Origin of the sequence: Fibrobacter sp. UBA2449 (genome assembly GCF_002342555.1) — a bacterium.
Classification (GTDB): domain Bacteria; phylum Fibrobacterota; class Fibrobacteria; order Fibrobacterales; family Fibrobacteraceae; genus Fibrobacter.
The window spans coordinates 204305-224119 of record NZ_DDQF01000012.1 but is presented as its reverse complement, the minus strand read 5'-3'; the positions used below and the strand labels follow the sequence as shown (position 1 = coordinate 224119).

Annotated in this window: 14 protein-coding genes and 1 tRNA gene; 1 reads left to right on the top strand and 14 read right to left on the bottom strand. The window is 56.5% G+C overall.

The annotated features are described in order from the left end of the window. Nucleotides 1–159 precede the first annotated feature (159 nt). The 6 genes from B4B27_RS08635 to B4B27_RS08610 form a co-directional block, all read right to left on the bottom strand. Nucleotides 160–2358, bottom strand: a complete 2199-nt coding sequence (locus B4B27_RS08635) for a fibrobacter succinogenes major paralogous domain-containing protein (RefSeq protein WP_290725674.1) — start codon at nucleotides 2356–2358, stop codon at nucleotides 160–162. A 3-nt stretch (nucleotides 2359–2361) separates the two neighbouring features. After that, on the bottom strand, nucleotides 2362–3213 hold the full coding sequence (locus tag B4B27_RS08630) for a TIGR02147 family protein (RefSeq protein WP_290725672.1): 852 nt from the start codon (nucleotides 3211–3213) through the stop codon (nucleotides 2362–2364). Nucleotides 3214–3416: 203 nt separating this feature from the next. Beyond that, nucleotides 3417–4577 (bottom strand): sodium ion-translocating decarboxylase subunit beta, encoded by a 1161-nt coding sequence (locus tag B4B27_RS08625; RefSeq protein WP_072809289.1) that lies wholly within the window; start codon nucleotides 4575–4577, stop codon nucleotides 3417–3419. A 13-nt stretch (nucleotides 4578–4590) separates the two neighbouring features. Further along, complete coding sequence (locus tag B4B27_RS08620) at nucleotides 4591–4950, bottom strand: acetyl-CoA carboxylase biotin carboxyl carrier protein subunit (protein ID WP_073188184.1); 360 nt, start codon at nucleotides 4948–4950, stop codon at nucleotides 4591–4593. Nucleotides 4951–4997: 47 nt separating this feature from the next. After that, on the bottom strand, nucleotides 4998–5852 hold the full coding sequence (locus B4B27_RS08615; RefSeq protein ID WP_290725668.1) for a hypothetical protein: 855 nt from the start codon (nucleotides 5850–5852) through the stop codon (nucleotides 4998–5000). Between the two features lie 260 nt (nucleotides 5853–6112). Then, nucleotides 6113–6355: a beta-galactosidase gene (locus tag B4B27_RS08610; RefSeq protein ID WP_290725666.1), complete on the bottom strand. Its 243-nt coding sequence runs from the start codon at nucleotides 6353–6355 to the stop codon at nucleotides 6113–6115. A 164-nt stretch (nucleotides 6356–6519) separates the two neighbouring features. Between B4B27_RS08610 and B4B27_RS08605 the strand changes: the two genes are divergently transcribed. Next, nucleotides 6520–6592: transfer RNA gene (locus tag B4B27_RS08605), tRNA-Lys, on the top strand. A 42-nt stretch (nucleotides 6593–6634) separates the two neighbouring features. Here B4B27_RS08605 and B4B27_RS08600 read toward each other — a convergent pair. The 8 genes from B4B27_RS08600 to B4B27_RS08565 form a co-directional block, all read right to left on the bottom strand. Then, on the bottom strand, nucleotides 6635–8053 hold the full coding sequence (locus B4B27_RS08600; protein WP_290725664.1) for a PP2C family protein-serine/threonine phosphatase: 1419 nt from the start codon (nucleotides 8051–8053) through the stop codon (nucleotides 6635–6637). A gap of 80 nt (nucleotides 8054–8133) precedes the next feature. Then, nucleotides 8134–9645, bottom strand: coding sequence for a histidine phosphatase family protein (locus B4B27_RS08595; protein ID WP_290725662.1), 1512 nt, complete (start codon nucleotides 9643–9645; stop codon nucleotides 8134–8136). 48 nt (nucleotides 9646–9693) lie between these two features. Continuing rightward, nucleotides 9694–10701: a histidine phosphatase family protein gene (locus tag B4B27_RS08590; protein ID WP_173380997.1), complete on the bottom strand. Its 1008-nt coding sequence runs from the start codon at nucleotides 10699–10701 to the stop codon at nucleotides 9694–9696. 19 nt (nucleotides 10702–10720) lie between these two features. After that, a complete protein-coding gene (locus B4B27_RS08585; RefSeq protein WP_290725659.1) occupies nucleotides 10721–12967 on the bottom strand; it encodes a histidine phosphatase family protein in 2247 nt (748 codons plus the stop codon). 75 nt (nucleotides 12968–13042) lie between these two features. After that, nucleotides 13043–15040 (bottom strand): histidine phosphatase family protein, encoded by a 1998-nt coding sequence (locus B4B27_RS08580; RefSeq protein ID WP_290725657.1) that lies wholly within the window; start codon nucleotides 15038–15040, stop codon nucleotides 13043–13045. A 133-nt stretch (nucleotides 15041–15173) separates the two neighbouring features. Further along, nucleotides 15174–16661 (bottom strand): acetyl-CoA hydrolase/transferase C-terminal domain-containing protein, encoded by a 1488-nt coding sequence (locus tag B4B27_RS08575; RefSeq protein ID WP_290725654.1) that lies wholly within the window; start codon nucleotides 16659–16661, stop codon nucleotides 15174–15176. A gap of 124 nt (nucleotides 16662–16785) precedes the next feature. Further along, a complete protein-coding gene (locus B4B27_RS08570; RefSeq protein WP_290725652.1) occupies nucleotides 16786–17202 on the bottom strand; it encodes a GtrA family protein in 417 nt (138 codons plus the stop codon). A gap of 133 nt (nucleotides 17203–17335) precedes the next feature. After that, a complete protein-coding gene (locus B4B27_RS08565) occupies nucleotides 17336–19795 on the bottom strand; it encodes an OmpA family protein (protein ID WP_290725650.1) in 2460 nt (819 codons plus the stop codon). Nucleotides 19796–19815: the final 20 nt, after the last annotated feature.

Sequence of the window (19815 nt, the reverse complement as noted above, 5' to 3'; positions counted from 1 at the left end):
CATTTAGAACATAAATATAGCGATTTTAGTCAAATTTTACCACTTTTGGCTTAATTCTAAAAAATTTGGCATTTTGGAACATGAAGGCATGTTCTGAGAACATAGCCCCGGAACATGACAAAAGCAAAAAGCCCCGCCGGATTGGCGGGGCGACCTGTATTACGACTTTGGCTTATAGTAAGTATGGACTTCTATGGAGTAGCCATACCTGAACACCGTCAAACTTTCTCCTGCCGAGACATTCGCCCCGACAAGGACCACGATTACGTATTTCGCCTTGGCGGTTTCCTTTTCATAATAATCGCGACGGACCTTCGAATCGCTTGTCGCCACCTCATGCATAAAGTAAATGCCGTCCCTCCCGTTATACGTCGCCTGGCCGATAGAATCCGACTTCACGTAGACAAACCCGTTTTCCTCGAGCACGCCCTTGAACTGATCCAGGCTATCCCTGGCATCATCCTCCAGAGAAACGGACACATACTGCGAATAATTCTTGCCGCTCGTATGCACGCTTTCCGTACCCGTTATATGGCGGACATACCAGAATGTCATGAGCGAGTCGTCATCCCATGCCCTGCGATCCTTATCCGAAACATAATCCTGGATAAAGCCTACTTCTTCCGGCAAGTCCTCCTCGTATCGCGGGGCATCAAAATCATAGCCGTTCCTTTTCCCGCCCAGTCCCTTGACGCAGCGGACAGAAACGGCATGGCTGATATGCGTCATATACACATTGGATCCGGAACCCCTGACGAAATGGATAGTCGAGGGAGTAATCGAAATGTAGCTCAGCCAATCCGTCGTTTCTATCGAGGCCGTCCAGAATTCCGACGACGTTCCAAGCCCCGAAAATTCCTTGCCATTAAACACGCCCGCAGGAACTACATTGAAGCCGAAGCGATCCGAGGAATACGTCTTTTCGAGATAATCATCCCGGTAATACGCCTGCAAGGCATCCCCGGCACTTTCGCCTTCGCCATGGGCATCGGCATACGCAAACAGCGTGTCCCATTCCGCGTGTTCCGGCACATGCCAGCCATCGGGGCATATCCCTTCGCGGGGATGGAAATCGCTACGGAGCCTGCACCCGGAGAAGTTGTCGCCACATCCCCTGTTCGATGTATCCAGGGCAATTTCCCAGTTATAGAGGCGGCCATACTTCTCGCAATTCTTCTCGTCATCTTCGTAGCAGAGGCTGCCTTCGGCGGCATAGTTCAGGTTCTCCGCCATCCACTCCTGCGACCCGAGCTTCACTGTCTTGTAGACACGGCCATCGCGGGCATCCGTCAGTTCTCCGAAAACAGGTTCACCCGAATCGACGGACGAGCTGCCAGGCTCGTTTCCGGAACTGGAAGAGGCCGGTTCTTCGCCCGGAATATGCCAGCGGCCGCTTTCACAGATAAAGTACTCGTTGTACATCTTGCTGAGCTTATTCACGTTGCGCTTGGTATCGCCCTCGCGCTTTTGGGTGCACTGGCCGAGCCCGTAGTTGTCCCACCAGAAGTTCGTCACGTATTTCTCGAAGGCGGGCACGGAATCCGCATACTTCCAGCCTTCGACATTATCGCGCACGTTCGCGAGTGAGCCCTTGAGGTCGGCATCGCACGCCCAGTCCGCAATCACGGCCTTCGTGTCGGCATCTTCCCAATCGCCGCCTTCCGCAATCGCGATGCTGAACTCGCCCATGCGCTCGGTGAGGCCCGCCACATCGGCATCCGCATGCATCAGCACGCTGATGGCGAGCAGCGCCGCGTTGCCGTCGCCCGACTCGAAAATATTCAGGTCTTCGGATTTGCCGAAGTCGACATCGATGCCGAACGCCGCGAGTATTTCTTCGTCCGCCTGCGCCTTCGCCTTTGCAATGGACATCTTCTTCTCGGTCACGAGGTACATCACGCGTTCGTATTCCAGGTGCGTGAGCAGGTTGATGTTCACCGTCTTGCGTTTGGTGAGATCGGTCAGCGCGCGGAGCGTCACCGTGCCCGTAGACTTCTTGCCCGTAATCTCGTCGCGGTAGTAGCCCGAGGCCTCGAGGATGGCGTACTGCGACTGCAGATTGATATCCTTGATGGCGAAGTCGCCCTTGTCGCTCTTGATGGTTCCCTTGAAGCTCTTGCCCGTCTGCTTGAGCGTGATGCCGTCGAGTTCCTGCACCGTCACGGAGGAACCCGTCACGAACGGGCCCTTCTGCGACACGCCCGCCACTTCCCAGTCCTTGACCGCGGTGATGCCCTCGGATTCCTCGCTCGTACCGGTGGTTTGCCGACCGTCGGAACAGGCGGTCACAAGAATCGACCCGAGCATAAGCGTCGGCAGAATCCATTTCTTCATATTCATATCCTTTTTCTTAAACATACTTTATTCTCCTTTGCCCGGCGCTACCTGGACACGATTTAAATTCTCCGTCAGCGGGAAAAGTTGGAAATTGAGCCTGCACACCTTATCCGGATGCTGCTCGTCGGCGACTATCGACACGATTCTCTTGCGGCACCACGCAAGTTCTTCCACGACCTTCTTGTAAGTCTCGTCCGTCACGCCCATCGTAATCCCGCTAAAGTGGCGTTCCGAAATGGGCAACTTGTCGAGGGCGTCGAGCGCGAACTCGCCCATCTGGCGCAACAGCGAATGCACCGCGACGGCAACCACGTTCAGGCGGCCCGTAGTCAGCGAGCGGTTCGTCTGGTGGTAATTGCCCTTGATGTCGCGCGTGAGTAACCCCGCTTTCATAAGGAAACTCAGGCTCGCGCTCACATCCGCCGCAGAAATTGCGGGTCTGCAGGCCTTCGCAATCTCGTGTGGTTTCGCTCCCGGCATGGCAACCGCCAGCTCGCGCACCACGGAATGCTTCCAGGTTTCGTAGAAGGTGTACAGGTCGCTGCCCAGGATTTTCACATGGTGGGCTTCGCTCAGCGCCTGCATCTCCTCAAAACATTTCTTCTTTTCGCGCTCCGTCTTCGCGCCTTCGTAGCGCACCATCAAAATAAAGTAGTCGTACTCGAAGCCGAGCAACCCCATAGCAAGCGCAGTTTTCTTCGCTCCTTCTTCCCGAAGACGCGTCTTGCCGTCGCAAACCAGCTTCAAGTACGACCCCGATGCGAACCCGGCAATCTTCGCGAACTCGCGCCACGTGAAAGCCGAGGTGCGCTTGCGTTCGCGGTAGTAGTCCAGTACGTACTCGCGGTAGTCTTTATATTCAACGACCGATTTCATCACGACTATAAGATAGATTTATGCGGGCACGCGTGCAACATTTTTGTTAAAACAAAAATGGCGATTTTAAACAAATTTCGCCACTTCTGATTATAGTAGAAAGATTTTTGTTAAAGTAAAAAACAAAAGTGAGGTCTCTATAGAACAAAAAAGGAGCCCCCGGCGCATTGCCGAGGGCTTTCCTTATATTGCCGGTCTAGCGACTAGCTCAGACGGCTAATCATGTAACCAGCGCAGACTGCAGTACCGATCACGCCAGCCACGTTCGGGCCCATGGCGTGCATCAAGAGGAAGTTCTGCGGGTCATACTTGGCACCTTCCACCTGGGAAACACGGGCGGCCATCGGCACAGCGGACACGCCTGCAGAACCGATGAGCGGGTTCACGGGGTTCTTGGGGGAGCACCAGTTCATGATCTTCGCGAGGAAGAGGCCGGCCGCGGTCGAGAAACCGAAGGCGACAACGCCCATGGCGATAATCATGAGGGTCTGGGGCTTCAGGAAGATGTCGGCAGACATCGTGAGGCCCACGGAAGTACCGAGGAAGATTGTCACGATGTTCATGAGTTCGTTGGAAGAGGTCTTCACGAGACGTTCCACGACGCCGGCTTCCTTGAAGATGTTGCCGAGCATGAGCATGATGATAAGTGCAGAAGCATCGGGCACCACGAGGATGCAGACGATCATCACCATCACGGCGAACACGATGCGTTCGGCCTTGCTCACCTGACGGAGAGCCTTCATGCGGATCTTACGTTCCTTGTCGTTGGTCATCAGGCGCATGATAGGCGGCTGGATGAGCGGAACGAGAGCCATGTAGGTGTAGGCCGCCACGGCGATAGGTCCGATGAGGTGCTTTGCAAGTTTGTTCGCAGTGAAGATGGAGGTCGGACCGTCGGCGCCGCCGATGATACCAATGGAGGCCGCTTCACCGAGAGTAAAGCCACCGAGGGCCACGGCGCAGAACATGGTCGCGAACACGCCGAACTGGGCGCCACCGCCGAGAAGCAGCGTACGCGGGTTGGCGATAAGCGGTCCGAAGTCCGTCATGGCACCCACACCCAAGAAGATGATGGGCGGGAAGAGTTCCAGGTGGATACCCTGGCTGATGTAGTAGTAGAGGCCGGCAGTCGGCGTGAACATACCTTCGATGCTCCAGCCGCCATCGTAGAACCCGGCGCTCGGGATATTCACCGCCAGTGCGCCGAGGGAAATCGGCAAGAGCAGCAGCGGCTCATACTTTTTGACAATCGCCAAGTACATCAGTACGAAACTCACGATCCACATAATCACCATGGGTCCGGTGACATATGCGAATCCGGTATCGCACGCGAACTCGACGACCGAATTTAAGAGTGAACTCATTTATCTGTACCTCTTAGGCGATGGTCATGAGGGTCTGGCCGTCGACGACGGTATCGGTTTCCTTGACGGAGATGGAGTTGACGGTGCCGGCGCACGGAGCGACGACCGGGTTTTCCATCTTGAGGGCTTCGATGATGGCCACTTCCTGGTTGGCTTCGACCTTGTCACCGACCTTGACCTTCAGCTTGAACACGGAACCGGCGAGCGGGCACTTTACTTCGGTACCACCGGCTGCGGCGGGAGCTGCGGCAGGAGCGGCAGCGGGGGCAGCGGCGACCGGGGCTGCCGGAGCGGCGGCGACGGCGGAATCAAGAACTTCTACTTCGACGTCGTAGGTCTTGCCTTCGAAACTGATACGGACTGTTTTCTTCATTTTGATTTTTCCTGGCTTATAAGCCTGTTAAGTTTTAAAAGTTGACCTTACTTGACAATCGTCCAAGCAGGGGAGTTAATGTTCTTGTAGGCGGTCACGCGGCAGGGCTGACCGATGGCCTGGGTCGCAGCGGCGGTCACCAGGGCAAGGAACGTATCGTTGCTCATGCCGGGGTGTTCTTCCAGGGCGGCCACGGCGGCAATGCCGAGGAAGGCCTGGAGCTGCTTGTTGGTGAAGCCCGGGTGGACGCTCTTCGCGTTCGGGTCCCAGTCGCAGTGGGCCGGGGCGATCGTCTTCGGAGCGGCGGCGGCAGCAGGAGCAGCCTTGACCGCGGGTGCCGGAGCCTTGATCTTGTTGAGGCCGAGCTTCGCCATGATGAAGTTCATAAGGTAGCAGAGCACCGTGAGGCCGATAATCACCACCATCACCACTATGAGGCCGGTAGCCTGGAATTCAACCAGGGAACCGATGCCGAAGGTGTCGGAATCGCCCTTGCAGCCCTGTTCGGTGGAGTATTCGCCCTTGCAGTAGGTGGACCCGAGCTTCGCCTTCGCGATGGGGAGGACCTTGTGGCCGGCGGCGTTCTCGATGGAATCGCGCACGTCGCGGGCAAGCACTGCCTGGTCGTAAGTCTTGTAGAGAACCGCATGGTTACCGCCGTGGGTTTCCACGATCTTGTAAACCATGTCATCGCTCATGCCCGGCATGGAAAGCTGCGCCTGGACCTGGGCTGCGTCGGAGGGGAGCATGAGCCCGAGCTGTTCGTCGAACTTGCCCTTCACCTTGGCAGCCGGTTCGCTTGCAACGATAGCCGGTTGCTGCACAGCTTCTTCGGCGACAGGGGCCGCGGCGGGGGCCGGGGCTACTGCGGAATCGGCTGCATTCTGTACTGTTTCATTCATATAGGAATGTGTCCATTTAATTAAGTGAACTGTTTGATAAAAATCAACGCGGGAAAAGATAGTTTTTTTAGAGAAACAAGAGTGGGCAGATTCTGAAAAACTACGGTTTCAGCAGCAGCTTGTTGTTTTTCTGGAGGCCCTCGTTATCGAAACGGACGGTCGGGTCCTTTCCGCCCCTGAAGGCATCCTCGCTCTCGTAGAGCGAAAGCGCCACGGAAACGCCCGGCAGGGTCGCAACGTTTTCCTCCCCCGCTGCAACTTTATATGTAAAGGAGAATTCCTGCGAACTTTCGTCCTTGAACGTCCCTTTGGGGATGCGGGAATACGCGCAGGGCGTAGCCCATGTTGTGCGCAGTGAGCGCATCCAGCAGTTCTTCAAGCCCGCTCCAGTCGTAGACATCCTTTGCCGGGTTCAGCTTGTTCCACTGCTGGTAGCCGGAACCGTAGGTAACGAGACCCATAACCACGGGAAGCAGCATAGCGGGCAATGCAAATCGTTTCATTTCAGCCTCTTGATGTCTAGCAGGTTTAGCCGGGGCAACCCATATATAAACATAAATATAACTTCGGCAAACACAGTTTGCCTCTATATTTTTTCAGGACTTGCCACCAGACCCCTTGCCACGATGCAAAATTTTTCTATAATTGAGCCCGTCGAAAGACCTTCGGATGATTAGCTCAGTTGGTAGAGCAGCTGACTCTTAATCAGCGGGTCGCAGGTTCGACCCCTGCATCATCCACGAAAACCTCTCCCCAGCGGAGAGGTTTTTCTTTTAGGCTTATTACCGAGCGGCACCCTTGTAGCGGATGGCGAGCATGGTGAGGTCATCGCTCTGTTCGGCACCGCACACAAAGTCCGCGACCGATTGCGACATGTTGTCGAGCAGTTGCTGCGGAGATTCCCCTCTAATTACACGGGCGACTCGCTCCCTGCCAAACAATGCATTTTCCGAATTCATCGCCTCGGTCAGCCCGTCGGTAAAGAGCATCACCATGTCGCCCGGAACAAGTTGAGTTTCCTGCTCCACATAGCGGGTTTCTTCCATCGCGCCGATAGGCAGGCTGGATTTCGCATTGAGTGTCCGGACAGATTTTCCCGCCACAACCAGCGGGTGTTCATGCCCCGCGTTGCAGTAGCGCAACATTCCTGTCGCAAGGTCGATAACGCCTACAAAGAGCGTGACGAACATGCCCGTCTCGTTCCCGCGACTTGCCTGCTTGTTCATGCTGTGCACGATACGCGACGGATCGTTCAGATGCGATGCGGCGGAACGGAATACCGCCTGCGTCATGGACATGAAGATAGCAGCCGGAATACCCTTGCCGCACACGTCACCGATACTGAAGAACAGCTTGCCGTCGCGTATAACGTAGTCATAAAGGTCGCCGCCCACCTGCTTTGCAGGCACGAGGCTCCCCGCAATTTCGAGACAATCGTCGACATAGGTCTTCCCGGGCAACATCGCCAGTTGGATGCGGCTCGCAATGTCCAGCTCCCTGTTCATGAATTCCTTTTCGGCGTTTGCGTCGTTCAGGCGGCGCGCACTCCGGATGCTCCTGTAAACGATGATCCCGAGAAGCAACAGTCCAAACAGCTGGAAGGCGACAACAGGCAACAGGGCGCGCTGCTGGTTTTCATAGAGTTGCACGGAGAGCGACGAAAGCTCGTGCATGGGGATATCCGCGCCGATGACGGCAACCGCATTCCCCTTGTCATCGCGCACGGCACGCGAGTACGTGGACATGAGGATAACGTAATAGCGGCTCATGTAGGGCTCGCTCCAGAATCCGTCACTGACGATGCCGTCGCGGTACCAGGAACGTTCCGTGTAGTCGAAACCTATGACGGTATCCGCGATGTTCCCGGTCGATTCGTCTACGAAGGTGAAGTACCCGTTGCGCACGCCGTCTTCGCCCACGCGGTGGGCAAAGTCGACACCCACGATTTCGGGATGTTCGCTCACGACTCTACGCAGGGCACGATGCAGGGAATCCTCCTGCCCCAGGGAAAGCAGGCGCTCCACCTCGGGCAATACGCCGGCAATGGCATCTTCCGCAATGCGCTTCACCTCGACGATATGGTTGGTGGCCTTCAGGTCGCGCTGCGCCATCTCTTCCACCTGCGAGGAGATGGCGTTCCTCATGGAAACATACTGCACGACAGCAGCAAGTTCCAGCACGACTGCAGCCGCGACAATCACTCCGATTCCCTGTAGCCTAGTTATCCGCGAAAAATTCATATGGCGCCGTTTTTTTTAATATATCTTTTTTACTGTCGCAGTTACATTATTCCCGTTTCGAGGCCCTTGACAGGGACATAGCGCACGGAACCGTCGGCAGAAATAATCATCGCGACACCCGCCATGTAGTTGACCCAGTGGTATTTTTCGTAGTAGCGCACGTTCGCATGCCCGTCGCTCGTGTACGCAAGGAGCGGGACCACCAGGTAGTCGTGCGTGCACATCACGTTCACGCGCTTCATGCTCCCGATGTTCGCAAGAATCTCGTCCTTGAGCAATTGCTCGCTGCGTGTTTCCAGGTCGTAGAATGCATCGGGATAGGCGCCCGTGAACCCGTACTTGGAATACACCACCCAGCCACCGCCATCGGATTTCACGTAGGCGTCCGCCTTGTCGGCATCCTTCACGTACCAGTCGCCATTCATGTAACTGAGCTGTTCGATGCTGTAGTTTGCCTGTCCCTTGCCCTGCGCAATGCCTTCGCAAGTCTCGTAGGTGCGCGTATAGCCCGAATACCCGAAGTAGAAATCCTCCGCCCCGGCTTTCGCGAGGCGCGCGCCCAGGTCGCGGGCATACTTTTTCCCGTTGTCAGTCAGGTGGCCACCCGGTCCCGTGTCGTTCGTGCGTTCGCTGTGCCGGATGATGAACACCACCTTCTCATCCGACTTGAGGTTCGCGTAAACCTGCACGAGGTCGGTAAAGCCGTCAGCCTCCTGCGGGGTCGCGACGCGCCACTTGCCCCCGTCGAATATGTAGTAGTTGTCGTGGTTCACGCGGCCTTCGCGAATTTCGCGGTCGTATTCGCCGGCACCGAATTCCGCGGTATCCTTCTCGATGGCATTCGCGACGCGCCACTGGAATCCGTTCGCATCGCAAATGAAGCGCACCTTCGAATGGTCCGCATGCTCGTAGTTGTTCGCAAAATAAACGCTCTGGCCCTGGTTCACGTACGTGACCTTCCCCGCATTCGAGGCGTCACACGGCTCAAAACCGTAGGCTATCGGAAAAAACTCGCGCATGTATCTTTCGAAGTAAGGGACGTTCCCGCCATAGAACGGGGCCGCGTTGTTGCGGACATCGTTATACTTCCAGCTGGAATCAAGCCCCACGACCCAGTCCGCAATCCTGATTTTCCAGTTCGGGTCGTTCCATACGCCATCCCCCTTCAGGTCCTCCCCCAGATTGCGGATAAAGTTCTGCGTCTCTTCTTTGCTAGCACGGTTCTGCACCATCGCCGAGATGGCAAGCATCACCGCGCCGGAATCGCTTGCAAGCTGCACGGAATCAATCCCGAAGGCGGCCGCCGCTTCGCGCTTCGCCTGCACATGCACCAGTTCCTCGGGAACATGGTTCATCAGGAGCTGTTCCACGCGCGGTTCAGACAACATGTCCAGAATGTCGACAGAGGTCGAGTCCTCCGCAGCCCGTTCCGCGAGAATTTCATAGACAAAGAGCGGGGCGTCAATTTTTTCGACAGTTTCATGGGAACCATTCTCACCGCCGGGCATAAAGCCGTTGCCGTCGCTACAGCCTACGGCAAGCACAACAGCCATTACGGCCGCCAAACATCCAACATACCACCTTTTCATATCCATCCGCACCTATTCTTTCTTCATTGTCCCCGCATCGAGCCCCTTCACCGCATAAATCCGGCGCTTCCCGTCGGGTTTTAGAACTATAGCAAAACCCGCAAGATAATTCAGCCACTTTTTCGACGTGTAATAATTCATGTCTATGCTGTTGTCCGAAACCAAGGCGACAACCGGAATAATAAGCAAGTCATGCGAAATAAATATCCCCACTCTTTTTCCGGATCGCTCGAATGCGGGAACAATGTTATCGTCCAGGTACTCGGCAACGCGCGGGGAGAGTTCGTAGAACGCGTCGGCATAGCGGCCATCGTAGAGCCACCTGGATGTCACCTTCCAGCTTCCGCCATGGTCATCCTTGTACTGATTGTAGAGGACCGTATCTTTCACGAACCACGAGCCGCCCAAAAATTCGAGCGTGTCGGCAAGCGTATCGGCCTGGCCTCGGCCCTTCGCGATGTTGTTGCAGGTCTGGTGCGTCCGCGTGGCGGGAGATGCCGCAAAATAAATATCAAAGTCGCCCTTGAGCTTTTCGCCAAACGACAGCGCCTGCTGCACCCCTTCGTCATTCAGGGGCCCTGTCGAAGAATAATCGCTGCCCCGTTCGGCATGGCGCAATACGGCAACAATCTTCTCGCCCTCGGCGAGGCTGTCCAGCACATTCCTGAGCGGGACAAAGGCGGTGACATGCGGTTCGACAACCTGAACGCTATCGACCACGCGAACACTATCCACAATGTTCACGCTGTCCTTGACATTGAGACTATCCACCACGTGCACGCTATCCCTGACCCGTACGCTATCGATCACGCGCACGCTATCGCGCAAGACAACGGAATCGCGGATGACAACCGAATCACGGATGACGACGGAGTCGCGCACCACGACAGAATCGCGAACAGTTTCTTTTACCTTGTCCGAAGAGACCTCCGACGCGCCGGTCGCATCGTCCTCGCACGAAACCAGGAACGGCGCAACGCATGCGACGGCGAGAGCTGCAAGCAGGTTCCTGAATTTCACGCACCACCCCCTTCGATGTTTACATCGTCATTGTCCCGGAAGAAAGCCCCTTGACCGGAACATAGCGCATCTTGCCGTCGGTGCCCATGATGATGGCGACACCCGCAAGGTAGTTGATCCAGCTCTTGGTATCGAAATAGCGCAAGTTCACCTTCTTGTCCGTGCAGTAGGCGGTAATCGGGGCGACAAACATGTCATGCGAAATCCAGACTCCCACGCGATTCACGCTTGCAAACCTCGGCTTCACGACGCCCGTGAGGAATTCCTCGCTACGCTTGTCGAAGTCGTAGAACGCATCGGCATAGGCGCCCTTGTAGGCGTATGCGGACGCCACAACCCAGCCGCCGCCATCGGAATTCTTGTAGCTGTCATACTTGGATTCGTCCTTCACGTACCATTCGCCATCCAGATCCTTGATGGTATCGGAAACAAACGGCGACACTCCCGCGCCAGACGCCACATTCTCGCAAGTCTCGTAGCTGCGCGTGTAGGTAGAATTCGCGAACACGATGGCATCGCCCTTGAGCTTCTCGCCCACGGTCTTCGCCTGTTTCTTGCCGTTATCCGTCAGGTGGCCCTTCTTGCCCGTATCGTCAGTACGTTCCGCATGGCGCAAGATAAAGATGACCTTTTCTCCCGGAGCAAGCGACGCGTACACATTCCCGATATCCTCGAATTCCATGATATCGTCACCGGTCGCCGCACGCCACTTGCCCTTACTTTGCTCATAAACGTAAAACTTATCCGCATTGATCTTTCCGGCCTTGATCTGTCCGTCGTAATCGCCCTTGCCAAAACCCACCGTATCCTTCTCGATATCGGTCGCCGCACGCCACCGGTGCGTCTCGGCATCGCAAATAAACCGGATGCGCGGGCCTTCGGGCTGTTCGTAATACGAAATGAAGTACTTGCTCAGGCTGTTGTTCACGTGTTTCACGGTCCCTGCCGTCATAGAGTTGCAGGCGCCGAACTGGTAGATGCCGGTCCAGAAATTGCGCAGGTGTTTCTCGAAGTCGGGGACATCGCCACGCTTCCAGCTAGCGATATTATTCCGGATAGTCGCATACGAGCCGCTCGTATCGAGCACCATGAGCCAGTCGGCGAGGTCCGCCTTCGCATTGTTGTCGTCCCAGTTGCCGTTGCCCTTGATGCGTTCGGCAATGCCCGAAGTGTACTGGAGCATGTCGTTGCCGGAGCCGTTCCTTTGCATCATGATGGAAACTGCAAGGAGCGCCGCGCTGTATTCATCGCCATCGAACAGGCTGATATCTTCGGCAAAGCGTCCGTCGGTCGTAACCGTAGACTGTTGCTGCTGCCCGTAGCCCCACGGGAACCCGTTGTTGCCACCGCCCGAAGAACCGCCAAGGTTTATCTCGAACGAAGAGAGGATTTCCTTCAGGGCCTGGGCCTTCACCGCACGGATCGGCTGGTTGTTGCCGCTATTCTCTACAAGCTTCAATACGCGCGGGGCTTCCATGTGAGTAAGCATGTTCACGTTCACCGTATCGCGGTCCGTCACGTCGACCACCGCCTTGAGCGTCACCATCTGCGACGAAAGCCCGCCGGTCAGTTCGTTATGGAAGTAGCCGTTCGCCTCCACGCGCAGGTACGGCGACACCAGGTCGACGCTGTCGAAACTGAAGTTGCCGCCAGCCTCGGTAATGCAGGTCTTGTGAATCTTCTTGGAATCGGCAAGCCTCTGCGTGCTGTCGAGTTCGATAATCTTGACCGACGCCCCGTAGCGGAACGGGCCCTTCTCCGCAAAGCCAACGATATGCGCTCCCGGCAAACGCACCGGCATCGTATCGAGCGCAGAGGTTCCACTACCGCCGCCATTGAAGAATCCCCACGGGTTCGACTGGCCCTGGCCGGAAGATTCCTCTTCTTCCTCTTCCGCACCCGGAGCCTCCAAGGTCAACACGCCATTGTGACAACCAATCTTGAAAAGCGACTCGACCGTCTCGGAGGGGAACCATTCCTTCTCAAGGCAGAAATAAAGGACATGTTCGCTCTCGACATAGAAGGACTCCCCTTCCTTATCGGGCGTGCAGGCGGGCAGGTCGTTCTTGCTCAGGACCGCAGTCGTATCTTCAATCAGGGAATCGCCCACCGCGGAGATGGGTTCAGCCTTCACGGAACTCGAGCTGGAACTGCCATGGTGGCCGCCATGCGAATGGCCACCGCTAGAAAGCGCAGCGGACCCGCTGGAAGGATCGTCCACAGAAGAACCTTCGGATGCCGGGTTGTCGGATCCACAAGATGCCAAAAAAAAGGCGATCAGTACAATAGGCCATATCGTCTTCATAATAATGAACAATAGTAATTTACAACCGGATTTCAACTACATGAAGGCAGAATCCAGGCCCTTGACGGGCACATAGCGCCTATTTCCGAGCTCGTCGACAATAATGGCTACTCCCGCGAGATAATTGAGCCACTTTCCGCCGTCGTACTTGCGGAGGTTCACCTTGAAATTCGTGCAGTAGGCGACCAGGGGAACCATCACCTTGTCATGCGAGCTGAGCATCACGAACCGCTGCGACGGGTCGTTGTACTTCGCGAGGAGCACATCCACAATCAGTTCCACGGAGCGTTCGTCCAGCTTGTAGAACGCGGCATTCTCGCCCGTCGTATAGGCTCCCGTGTAGGCATACTTGGAGGTCAGCTCCCAGCCGCCGCCACATTCGGATTTCGCCTTCTCGCTCGCCTCGTGGTTTTTCTCGTACCAGTTGTCGTTTAGTTCGGGGAAAGTATCACGTACGTCGGACTGCTGGCCCCGTCCCTTCGCTATGTATTCCACAGTCTGGTGGGCGCGCAGGAACTCGGAAGCCCCCAACAGGAAATCTTGCCTATGCTTCGTGAGCCGCTTGCCCAAATCGCGCGCCTGCTCCTTGCCGTCAGAAGTCAAAGTCCCGGAGATGCTCGTGTCGTCGCCACGCTTGCCGTGCCGAATCACGAAGATAACGCGCTCGTTGTCCTTGAGCCCGTCATAGACATCCTGGATGTCGACAAAGGTACTCGTCGCCGACATCTGGACAAAGTAAGAATCCTTTTCGAGTTCTGTCGAATGGCGCCATGCCTTTGTCGAAGCATCGTAGGTATAGAAGATGTTGCCGCTAAACGCTCCCGGGCGCACTTCGCCATCCGAGCCCGAACCGAGGGCAGACACGTCCTTCAAGGAATCGGAAGCAAGCCCTACGCCGCCCGCAATCTCGCAGACAAACCGGTCCGGAACTTTCGAGAAGTCCGATTCGTCCGCGACAAAGTAGCGGCTCGCGACATTCCCCACGTGGAGCATCGTCCCCGCATTTTCGCTACTGCACTCGGGAAGCCCGAGTTCCTTCTGGTAGAACAGGCGCAGGTACTTTTCGAAATCGGGAACAGACGGCGCCTGGGCAGAGAGCCACTTGCGGACACCGGCAAAGGCATCTTCCGCATCCGCACGCAAAGCCCAGTCGGCAGCTGCCGCACGTGCAGCCGAATCATTCCAGAGTCCGTCATCCGCGATGTCGTCCACGATATCCGCAAACGAAAACCCATCACCCACCACCACGCGCGAAGAAGCAAGCAGGTGGATGGCGAGGAAACGTGCAGCCACTTCCTCTTCCGGCAAGTCGGTAAAATCGTCCATGCGGAACGCGCGCAAGACCTCTGTTGACGCCTGCTCCATCGCCGTGGCCAGCGTCTGCCCCGCAGCGACAAGGGTTTCGGCACGCGAAAGTTCGGCCGTCGAAATAAAGTCTACGTTCACCGTATCGCTCGAAGACAAGTCACCCAACGCCGAAAGCGAAAGCCCTGCGACCTGCGCTCCCTGGAAATCGAGAGCGATACCATCGACCGTCACCCTGACATAGGGCTTCCAGTAAGTGATCGGTAAAAAAGCCTCGATAACGGAAGCACTTCCAGAATCCACCCCGTTCGAGGAGATGCCGCTTTGGGTATCCAGATATTCAATTCTCATCGAGGAGTTCGGAGTCAGGCCGAATAACGCGGACAAGCGCCCGTCAACAGCAAGACGGCTGAGATGATAGATAGAATCCGGATTCCTGACCCAATCCGTATCATGGGAAATGGAATCGGCCAGCTCAAGGGTATCGCCCGGCTTTAGGGAATCACCCGGCTGCGTGCCGATTACAGCACCCGAGGAAAATCCCCAATAATAGTACGACGAAGAAGAAAATGCTGTAGAAAAATCCCCTCCCTCCGGCGCGGCAGAAGAGGAGTCCGGAGTTTCGGCTCCAGTAGGCGACGCCTCGTCGCCACACGCGACAACCCCAAAAGTGAGCGCACATACGAGCGCCCACAAAAACGCAGAACTCTTTTCCTTTCGTGTACCCATCAAGACGCCCCATGAACGTATAAACGCGGAGTCACACACCCATCTTAAAGATATAATAATTTTCTTACATGCGGAAGATTTTTCCCGCAAATCGGGCATTCCAAGTGCGAATGATGCGGAAACGGAGCGTTTCCTAGAGCATTTTCCCGGTTTCGAGGAAGCGGTTGTGCATCTCGAAGGCGCGTTCGAGCGCGAGCGGCAGGTGCCTGCCCTTCGCATGCTTGAGGCCGTATTCCAGGAAATCGGTCAGCGGTTCGCGGAAGTCGGGGTGGGCGCAGTTCTTGATAATGAGCCGCGCGCGGTCTTCCGAGGCGAGTCCGCGGAGGTCGGCAAGTCCCTGCTCCGTCACGAAAATCTGCGTGTCGTGTTCCGTGTGGTCCACGTGGCTCACGTAGGGCACGATGCTACTGATGGCGCCGCCCTTCGCGACAGACGGCGTGAGGAAAAATCCGAGGGCGCAGTTGCGGGCAAAGTCCGCCGAGCCGCCGATGCCGTTCATCATCGCCGAGCCGCACACCAGGCTGCTGTTCACGTTCCCGAAGATATCGGCCTCGAGGGCGGTGTTCATCGAGATGACGCCCACGCGACGGATGATGTCGGGGCTGTTGCTCACTTCCTGCTGGCGGAGCACGAAATGCTTTTTCCAGTCGGCGGCGTTCTGCACGAACTCCTGCTGTGCGGCCTGCGAAAGCGTGAGCGCCGTGCCGGAAGCGACACCGAGCTTACCCTTCTTGAGTAGCGGAAGCACAGCCTCCTGGATGACTTCGGTAAACAGGTCGATGCGCCCGAGACGCTCGTCGTTCGCCATCGCGCACAGGACCGCATTCGCGACCTTCCCGACTCCACTCTGGTAGGCCATTCCCTTCGGGAGCCTGCCGTGCGATTCCTCGAACCGGATAAAATCGAGAATGCGTTCGCCGATATTGCGGGAAACGTCGTCGGGTTCTACAAACGGGGTCACCTCGTCGTAGGCATCGTTCTCGACGACTGCGATTACTTTATTTACATCAATCTTGACAAATTCACTACCCACGCGGTCGCCTGCGGAATAGACCGGCAGGGGTTTCGCATGCGGGGGCAGTTCCGGGAGGGCGTCGTCGTGCATGCCGACGCAGCTCTCGCCCAGGCGCGTGTTTAACTCCAGGATAATCTTCGGCGCCATGTCGAGGTAGCAGACCGAATTCCCCCCCGAGGTAGAAAGGCACACGCGGCCGTCGGGCAGTATAGCGCTCACCTCTATCACGGCGACAGTGGGCGCAGGAACTGCGCCCGTGCGCACAAGGTAGCCCATCTTGCCGAGGTGCGCGTCGATATAGCGGATGCTCCCGTCGTTGATGCCCTTGCGGAGGCTCGGGTTGCTCTGGTAGGGCATGCGCAGCTTGAGCGCACCTGCGCGGGAGAGCGCCCCGTCGCAGCTGTCGCCGGTCGAGGCGCCCGCATAGAGCGTCACCTGAAAGCTCTCGCCGGCGGCATGCAATTTTTCGGCGCGGGCCGCAAGCGCGAGGGGTACCGCCTTCGGGTAACCCGCGAGCGTAAAGCCCGAAACCCCGAGGATATCGCCATCCTGAATCATCGCCGCGGCATCTTCCGCGGAACACTTCTTGCCTTCAATCCAATTCATATTATCAACCATTTTGCATTCTAAAATCAAGTCTGAATCCTTCGCGCCCTTCGGCAAGCTCACTTCGGCCATGCTCAGTGCAGGCAGGGACCTCACAAGGTTGGTGAACCTGTCGAACCACGTATCACTTTCTAAAAACCCACTTCTTGTACAGCATAAAGCTAGCTAACACGTAGACCACGTTCGCGACAATGTTCGCGAAATACGTGGGCTTCATGAACTGCGAAATCCACACGGTAAACGACCTGCACCACTCAGCATTCTCGAGCAGGTACGAAGTTCCTTCGAGCGCCGCGAGATTGAGCGCGTAACTCAGCAAAAAGACAACGAGGAACCGCACGACTTCCGTTCGCTTGCGGTTGTTGCTCCTGAAATTCCAAATGCGGTTCATGAGGTAGCTGTTGATGCCGCCCGCGACAAACCCCAAAAAATTCGAGATTTCCTTGCCCCAGTCCAGCCACTGGTGCAGCACCCACACCACGGCAAGCGTGATGAGCGTGTTGACGATGCCAATGGCATTGTACTTGATGAAATGGAGCACAATTAAAATTTAACATTTTTAAGACACCCACCTAATTTTCAATTAGATGCATGCGCACACCTTCGGTGTGCATTAACGAAAAAAAGGCGTCCGCGGTTGCGGGCACCTTTTTTGAACTTATGTCAGCTGTCGATTACTCGAACGGAACAAGTTCCACGCGGCGGTTCTTGGCGCGATTCTTCTTGCTGTTGTTGTCAGCAATCGGCTTCTCGGAACCGTAACCCACAGCGCGGACGCGTTCGGCAGCGATACCCTTCTTGATGAAGTAGTTCGCAACCATGTCGGCGCGATCCTGAGAAATCTTCTTGTTGGTCTGTTCAGAACCGGTGTTGTCCGTGTGGCCCTGGACTTCGAGCTTCGCGGATTCGACCTTCTTCAAGAGCTTGACGATATCGTCGAGGATCTTGTAGCTCGCCTTGGTCAGCTTGGAGGAACCGGTCTTGAACTGGATACCCTTCTTGAGGAGTTCGAGGTCTTCCTTCTTGTTGACCGGGCAGCCCTTAGCGTCGATCTTCACGCCTTCGAGGGTGTTCGGGCACTTATCCTGGAAGTCGGCCACACCGTCCTTGTCGGAATCGAGCGGGCAACCCACGGAGTCGACCTGGGCGCCAGACGGAGTGTTTTCGCACTGGTCAATGCCATCGGCCACGCCATCCTTGTCGGTGTCGCTGCTGCAGCCCGTGGAGTCAACAGGCACGCCGGGCTTGGTGTTCGGGCACTTGTCGAGAGCATCCGGGATGCCGTCCTTGTCGTAGTCAAGCGGGCAGCCGGTGTTGTCGACCGTGTAGTTTTCCGGAGTTTCGGCACACTTGTCGAGGTAGTCAGGCACGCCATCCTTGTCAGCGTCGGCCGGGCAGCCAACGGTATCGACAGGCACGCCCTGCTTGGTGTTCGGGCACTTGTCCATAGCATCGGGGATACCGTCGTTGTCGAAGTCGCCTTCGCAGCCTTCGGAGTTCACCTGGGCACCCTGCTTGGTGTTCGGGCACTTGTCGAGGGCATCGGGCACGCCATCCTTGTCAGCGTCAGCCGGGCAGCCCACGGAGTCAACCGGGAGACCAGCCGGAGTGTTGAGGCACTTGTCGAGAGCATCCGGGATGCCGTCCTTGTCGTTGTCGACCGGGCAACCGGTAGAATCGACAGTGAAGCCAGCCGGAGTATCGGCACACTTGTCCATGTCGTCGGTCACGCCGTCCTTGTCGCTATCCTTCGGGCAACCCGTAGAATCGACAGGCACGCCCTGCTTGGTGTTCGGGCAGCGGTCGAAGGAATCTTCCACGCCGTCGCCGTCGAAGTCGCCTTCGCAGCCGTTGATGCCGACGTTAGCGCCTTCCTTGGTTTCGGGGCACTTGTCAAGACCGTCGTAAACGCCATCCTTGTCCGTATCGATCGGGCAGCCGACAGAGTCGATCGTTGCGCCTTCCGGAGTGCCGGGGCACTTGTCGAAGCCATCGAGAACGCCGTCCTTGTCGCCATCGAGCGGGCAACCAGTAGAATCAACAACAGCGCCAGAAGGTGTATGCGGGCACTTGTCGTTATTGTCGTTGATGCCGTCGCTGTCTTCATCCTTGTCCTTGCCGCCAAAGCGCCAGGTAAGGGCAGCAGTACCGGCAAAGCGCGGAGTCGGAACGTAGCCGTAGGTGACCTTGTTGCCGCGTTCATCGATGTAGCGGACCGTGAACTTCTCAACATCTTCCATCTCTTCCTTCCAATCGTAGCCGATGTTGGTAAGGGCGCGGACGGACATATCGAGACCCATGGCGAAGTCGATGTTCCAGGGCAGGTGGAAGCGGAGACCCGGAGTAACGATCATCGGGTCGGCCATCATGTCACGCGGGTAACCCGTCTTCTGCACGCGGTATTCGCCAGAGTATTCGACGAAGGCGTCCATCCAGGAGAGCGGGAGCCAGTTGATACCCGTACCGTAGACAAGCGTATTGGCCTGTCCGTCACCGGTCGCAAGCACGAAGCCCGCATGAGTGTTCCAACGGATGGGGATATTCTTCTTGGTGAGGTCCAAGGTGAATTCGAGAGTCGCGGCCATCGCAAACGCGTCGGCAGAGAACGGATGGGTGTAGCCTTCATCGTTCAGGTACCAGGCGTGACGCGGACGCGTACCCACGGAGTTTTCGCCAGTCGGGATGTAGAAGTCGAACATGGCGGCAAGGCCGAAGATGCTCTCGTCACTGAACGGGACGCCAGCCTTGAACCAGAGGTCAAGGTCGCCACGGCTCGTGGTCCACATGTCATAGTAACCGGACGGGCCTTCGTCGTCGTTGGCGTGGTCGTAGTAGAGCGGGAGGCTCACACCGACATCCAAGAAGTCGAGAAGACCGATTGCCGCATTGAAGTTACCGGCGAGAGTCCAGTCCCAGCGATTTAAGGTATAGGTCTTGCCCTTGGAGGTGTACTGACCACCGCGAGTAAGGGACCAGTTATCCAGAGTAATGTCACCACCCGTGCCAATGACAAAATTCCACTGGCCGAGGGTTCTGGCATTATGCTGGTGGATACCGTCAGACCCACCCATCAACCCGCTTTGGGCGAAGGCGAGACTACCGGCTAGTAGTGAAAGAGCGATTGCTTTTTTCATCTATTCTCCTTATTGTGTTG

Bases quoted from the DNA above. Each gene is read 5' to 3' on its own strand.
- B4B27_RS08635 (WP_290725674.1), bottom strand. From the start codon at position 2,358: ATGTTTAAGAAAAAGGATATGAATATGAAGAAATGGATTCTGCCGACG.
- B4B27_RS08630 (WP_290725672.1), bottom strand. From the start codon at position 3,213: ATGAAATCGGTCGTTGAATATAAAGACTACCGCGAGTACGTACTGGAC.
- B4B27_RS08625 (WP_072809289.1), bottom strand. From the start codon at position 4,577: ATGAGTTCACTCTTAAATTCGGTCGTCGAGTTCGCGTGCGATACCGGA.
- B4B27_RS08620 (WP_073188184.1), bottom strand. From the start codon at position 4,950: ATGAAGAAAACAGTCCGTATCAGTTTCGAAGGCAAGACCTACGACGTC.
- B4B27_RS08615 (WP_290725668.1), bottom strand. From the start codon at position 5,852: ATGAATGAAACAGTACAGAATGCAGCCGATTCCGCAGTAGCCCCGGCC.
- B4B27_RS08610 (WP_290725666.1), bottom strand. From the start codon at position 6,355: ATGAAACGATTTGCATTGCCCGCTATGCTGCTTCCCGTGGTTATGGGT.
- B4B27_RS08595 (WP_290725662.1), bottom strand. From the start codon at position 9,645: ATGGCTGTTGTGCTTGCCGTAGGCTGTAGCGACGGCAACGGCTTTATG.
- B4B27_RS08580 (WP_290725657.1), bottom strand. From the start codon at position 15,040: ATGGGTACACGAAAGGAAAAGAGTTCTGCGTTTTTGTGGGCGCTCGTA.
- B4B27_RS08575 (WP_290725654.1), bottom strand. From the start codon at position 16,661: ATGAATTGGATTGAAGGCAAGAAGTGTTCCGCGGAAGATGCCGCGGCG.
- B4B27_RS08565 (WP_290725650.1), bottom strand. From the start codon at position 19,795: ATGAAAAAAGCAATCGCTCTTTCACTACTAGCCGGTAGTCTCGCCTTC.